A 2,683-nucleotide genomic window follows, 5' to 3' on the forward strand; every position below is an offset into this window, starting at 1 on the left:
GAGCGGGCGGGGACGTACGCGCGAGGACGCGTCCCCGTCCGGGACAGGCACCGCATCGACCGGCACCTGGACGGGTGCCTCTCCTGCCGGGAGGCGCTGCCGGTCACGGCGGGGCGGGACCGGCGCCCAAGCCCGCCGTCCCCGAGGCTCCGGCCCCCTCCGGGCCGCCGGGGGCCACGACCGGGGGCTCCGCGCCGGGCCCGATCGGCAGCGGCCCGGCCCTGCCCTCCGTCCCGGTCCCGACCCCCGCACCGAGCACTCCGGTCCCGGTTCCTGTTCCGACCGTGACTCCCCCACCGGACACTCCGGCTCCGGCAGCGACGCACGTACCGAGCACTCCGGCGCCGGTCCCTACAGAGGCGCCGAGCACCTCCGCTCCGGTCTCGACTCCCGCACCGGTCACGACCCCCACTCCGGCCGCACCTCCCGCTCCGGCCGCACCGGCCCTCGCGCTCGACACCGACGGCCGGCTGCTGCCCGATGCCCGGGGCACCGCCGCGCCCGGCGCCGAGGTGCTCCTCGAGGACGCCTCCGACGGACACCGTGTGGGCTCCGCCACCGCCGACGCCGACGGCTCCTGGACCGCGCCGGCGCTCCCCCTCCCCGCGGGCAGGACCACGGTGCTGGCGCGCACCGCCGCAGGAGTCAGCGCCCCCGAGACGGTCGACCTGCGCGCTCCGGTGCTCCTCGCCCGGGCCGCGTCGAGCGGGGGCGCGGTCGGCGTGCTCGTGCTCGCCGATCCCGACGCGGACGGCCTCGACCTCCTGGTCGACGGCGGGCAGGTGCGGTTCCTCGTTCCCGGAGCCCCCGTCCTCGCCGCGACGCTGGAGGTCGGTCCCGGGAGGCACACGATCGGCGTCCGCTACTCCTCCCCGGACGGGCGGACGGGACCCGTCGCCGTCGTGTCCGTCGACGCGGGCTGAGGCGCGCGGACCGCCCCGTGCCCCACCGTTATCCTGGGCGGATGCAGCCCGAACCCGCCGCGTCCGCGACTCCCCGGCCCGCCTCCGCGAGCACCCGTCCGACGGGCAGCGACGCCGCGTGGTCCGGCGCCCGGCCCGCGGGAAACCACTGGACCCTGACCTTCGCCTGCCCCGACCAGCCGGGCATCGTGCACGCCGTGTCCGGTGCCGTCGTCCAGGCCCGCGGCAACATCACCGAGAGCCAGCAGTTCTCGAGCGCCGACACCGGCCGCTTCTTCATGCGCCTGCAGGTGGAGTCGCCCATCAGCCGCGAGGAGTTCGCCGCCGCCCTGCTGCCGATCACGGAGCACTACGGGATGACCTGGCGCCTCGACGTCGTCGGCCGGCCGCTGCGCACCCTCGTCCTCGCCTCCACCGCCGCGCACTGCGTCAACGACCTGCTCTTCCGCCAGCGCGCCGGGCAGCTCGCGGTGGACATCCCGATGATCCTGTCCAATCACGGCAGCCTTCGCGACCTCGCCGAGTTCTACGGCGTGCCCTTCGAGTCGCGACCCGTGGTCTCGCCGGAGTCGAAGCGCGGGTTCGAGGAGCGCGTGCTGGAGGTCGTCGAGGAGCACGACGTCGAGCTCGTGGTCCTGGCGCGCTACATGCAGATCCTCTCCCCCGAGCTCTGCGCGCGACTGGCCGGCCGCGCCATCAACATCCACCACTCGTTCCTGCCGGGCTTCAAGGGCGCGAACCCCTACAAGCAGGCGCACGCCCGCGGCGTCAAGCTGATCGGGGCGACCGCGCACTTCGTCACCAGCGACCTCGACGAAGGGCCGATCATCGAGCAGAACGTGGTGCGCGTGGACCACTCGCACTCGGTCGCTCAGCTCGTGGCGATCGGGCAGGACGAGGAGAGCCGTACGCTCACGCAGGCGGTCAAGTGGTTCGCGGAGGACCGGGTGCTCCTCGACGGGGCCCGCACCATCATCTTCCGCTGACCTCCGGCGGCTAGCATGGTCGGCGTGAATCGAGCAGGAGCGGACACCGCGGGCACCGACATCAGGATCGGCCCGAACGCGATCCTCCGGTTCCTCCTGGAGCTCGTCGCGTTGGCGACCTTCGCCCTCTGGGGCTTCGCGTCGTGGGACCTCCCGTGGAACATCGTCCTCGGCATCGGCGCTCCGGTGGTCGCCGCGCTGGTCTGGGCGCTCTTCCTCTCGCCGCGCGCGGTCCTCGCGATCGACGTCTACGGCCGCTCGCTGATCGAGCTGCTCGTGATGGGCGCCGCCGCGCTGGCGTGGCTGGACCTCGGCCAGCCGGTCGTCGCGATCGTCTTCGGCGTCCTCGCCGTCGTCTCCGGCGTCATCGCGGGACGCCGCTCCCTCTGATCCTGACGGCGGCCGCTCAGGCCGAGGGGGGCGCTCGCTCGGAGCCGTCCACCGCTGTCCCCGAGGGTGCACCGCGGTCCCCGTGCGCTCGCCGCCGCCTCGGACCGGAACCGAACGCGTCGTCCCGGCTCGCAGCGGCAGGTCGCCACCGCGTTCTCCCGTCGATGCACCTCCGGGGATGCGCGACCGCAGCGGGACCCCGGGCCGATCGCGCCGCCGGGCCCCCAGTCGGAGGTGCTCCGCCCCGCCTGATCGTCGATCTCTCCCCGACCCGCTCCCGCCTCCGCTCTCGAGCCGTTCCCCCACGCAGCCCGATCGCGGTGCGCCCCGTCCTGCTGGACGCGCCCTACGAGGTCTCCGGCACCGGCTCGACCGGCACCGGCA

4 protein-coding genes are annotated in these 2,683 nt (G+C 74.7%); all 4 read left to right on the forward strand.

The genetic code is table 11. The annotated features are described in order from the left end of the window. The coding region (locus tag C5C99_RS17705) for a zf-HC2 domain-containing protein (protein WP_374953750.1) at positions 1–288 on the forward strand (288 nt) is incomplete at its 5' end. Then, positions 285–923, forward strand: a complete 639-nt coding sequence (locus C5C99_RS16590) for a hypothetical protein (RefSeq protein ID WP_104340440.1) — start codon at positions 285–287, stop codon at positions 921–923. The genes C5C99_RS17705 and C5C99_RS16590, both read left to right, overlap by 4 nt. Before the next feature lie 41 nt (positions 924–964). Then, positions 965–1,909 (forward strand): formyltetrahydrofolate deformylase, encoded by a 945-nt coding sequence (gene purU, locus C5C99_RS16595; RefSeq protein WP_104227281.1) that lies wholly within the window; start codon positions 965–967, stop codon positions 1,907–1,909. Between the two features lie 24 nt (positions 1,910–1,933). Beyond that, positions 1,934–2,299 carry a YrdB family protein gene (locus C5C99_RS16600; RefSeq protein WP_244230596.1) on the forward strand — a complete coding sequence of 122 codons (366 nt, stop codon included), beginning with the start codon at positions 1,934–1,936 and terminating at the stop codon, positions 2,297–2,299. Positions 2,300–2,683 lie beyond the last annotated feature (384 nt).

Source organism: Rathayibacter sp. AY1C4 (assembly GCF_002932195.1).
Classification (GTDB): Bacteria; Actinomycetota; Actinomycetes; order Actinomycetales; family Microbacteriaceae; genus Rathayibacter.

Bases quoted from the DNA above. Each gene is read 5' to 3' on its own strand.
- purU (WP_104227281.1), top strand. From the start codon at position 965: ATGCAGCCCGAACCCGCCGCGTCCGCGACTCCCCGGCCCGCCTCCGCG.